The 1,533-nt window shown below is 67.0% G+C and carries 1 protein-coding gene; it reads left to right on the top strand.

Annotated elements, in window-relative coordinates:
* The coding region (locus ABLE86_RS22825; protein ID WP_348781284.1) for a formate--tetrahydrofolate ligase at positions 1–1,533 on the top strand (1,533 nt) is incomplete at both ends.

Here is a 1,533-nt window from a genome sequence, read left to right on the forward strand (position 1 = left end):
GTCGGTCAAGGGCAACAAGGACGGCAAGCTGATCCTGGTCACCGCCATCAACCCGACCCCGGCCGGCGAGGGCAAGACCACCACCACGGTGGGGCTCGGCGACGGCCTCAACCGCATCGGCAAGAAGGCCATCACCTGCATCCGCGAGGCCTCGCTCGGGCCCAACTTCGGCGTCAAGGGCGGCGCGGCCGGCGGCGGCTATGCCCAGGTGGTGCCGATGGAGGACATGAACCTCCACTTCACCGGCGACTTCCACGCCATCACCACCGCCCACAATCTGCTCTCGGCCCTGATCGACAACCACATCTACTGGGGCAACGAGCAGCAGATCGACATCCGCCGCGTCGCCTGGCGCCGCGTCATGGACATGAACGACCGCGCGCTGCGCGACATCGTCTGCTCGCTCGGCGGCGTGGCCAACGGCTTCCCGCGCGAGGCCGGCTTCGACATCACCGTCGCCTCCGAGGTGATGGCGATCCTGTGCCTGGCCACCGACCTCAAGGACCTCGAAAAGCGCCTCGGCGACATCATCATCGCCTATCGCCGCGACAAGAGCCCGGTCTTTGCCCGCGACATCAAGGCCGACGGCGCCATGACGGTGCTCCTGAAGGACGCCATGCAGCCCAACCTGGTGCAGACGCTGGAGAACAACCCGGCCTTCGTGCATGGCGGCCCGTTCGCCAACATCGCCCATGGCTGCAACTCGGTGATGGCCACCACCACCGCGCTGAAGCTTGCCGATTATGTCGTCACCGAGGCCGGCTTCGGCGCCGATCTCGGCGCGGAGAAGTTCTTCGACATCAAGTGCCGCAAGGCCGGGCTGAAGCCGGCGGCGGCGGTCATCGTCGCCACCGTGCGCGCGCTGAAAATGAACGGCGGCGTCAAGAAGGAAGACCTCGGCCAGGAAAACGTCGAGGCGGTGAAGAAGGGCTGCGCCAATCTCGGCCGCCACATCGAGAACGTGAAGCAGTTCGGCGTGCCGGCGGTGGTGGCGATCAACCACTTCCACGCCGACACCGAGGCCGAGATCCAGGCGGTGAAGGAGTTCGTCGCCGCCATGGGCGAGGAGGCGATCCTGTGCCGGCACTGGGCCCAGGGCTCGGCCGGCATCGAGGAGCTGGCGCACAAGGTGGTGCAGCTGGCCGAGTCGGGCGCGTCGCAGTTCGCGCCGCTCTATGGCGACGAGATGAGCCTGTTCGACAAGATCAACACCATCGTCCAGCGCATCTACCGCGGCGCCGAGGCGATCGCCGACAAGAGCGTCCGCGACCAGCTGCACGCCTGGGAGCAACAGGGCTACGGCCATCTGCCGGTGTGCATGGCCAAGACGCAGTACTCGTTCTCGACCGACCCCAATCTGCGCGGCGCGCCGACCGGCCACAGCGTGCCGGTGCGCGAGGTGCGGCTGTCGGCGGGCGCCGGCTTCGTCGTCGTCATCTGCGGCGAGATCATGACCATGCCAGGCCTGCCCAAAGTGCCGTCGTCGGAAAGGATCTTCCTCAACGAGCACGGCCAGATCGAGGGCCTGTTCTA

It is taken from the genome of Mesorhizobium sp. KR2-14 (genome assembly GCF_040049255.1).
Classification (GTDB): Bacteria; Pseudomonadota; Alphaproteobacteria; order Rhizobiales; family Rhizobiaceae; genus Pseudaminobacter.